This is a genomic window from Lacrimispora brassicae, from assembly GCF_054772055.1.
In genome coordinates, this window is record NZ_BRYH01000054.1 from 1 (window position 1) to 517 (window position 517).

General features: G+C 42.0%; 2 protein-coding genes. Both read left to right on the forward strand.

Annotated features, from left to right (window positions below):
• On the forward strand, positions 1–360 hold a 360-nt coding region (locus ACYVD3_RS24230), incomplete at its 5' end, for an ATP-binding protein (RefSeq protein ID WP_460645070.1).
• Positions 353–508, forward strand: a complete 156-nt coding sequence (locus ACYVD3_RS24235) for a hypothetical protein (protein ID WP_460645071.1) — start codon at positions 353–355, stop codon at positions 506–508. The genes ACYVD3_RS24230 and ACYVD3_RS24235, both read left to right, overlap by 8 nt.
• The last annotated feature ends 9 nt before the right edge of the window (positions 509–517 follow it).

Consider the following 517-nt stretch of genomic DNA (forward strand, 5'->3'; position numbering starts at 1 on the left):
TCCAATGAGCTCATTGAAGCTCAGGACAATCATCGGCTGGTTCGATTGGAAAAACAGATATCCAAAGCTGATTTGCTGATTATTGATGAGCTGAGCTATCTGACCTTCAACCGGCATCAGTCAGAGCTACTATTCAAAGTCGTGGCAGACCGTGCAGAGCGGAAAAGTGTCATGGTTTCAACAAATCTACGGTTCTCCGAATGGACTACCATGTTTGAAAACCAGACCATGGTAACTGCATTAATTGACAGGCTTACTTTCCGGTCGCATGTATTAAATATGAATTCGGACAATCCTTACCGTGCAGAGCATGCCGCTGTGGTATCTGATGACGGAAAGGAGGAATCTGTTCATGAATAACCTACCATACAGCCAGCTGTATATAAAATACCAAGAGGCGCTTGAAACCATTTTTGATCAGCAGATAGAGATCAAAGAACTGAAACAGGAAATCAATGATTACTGCCAAGCACTTGATGAATTGACAGATGTTGTTGGTACAATGTAATAACATATG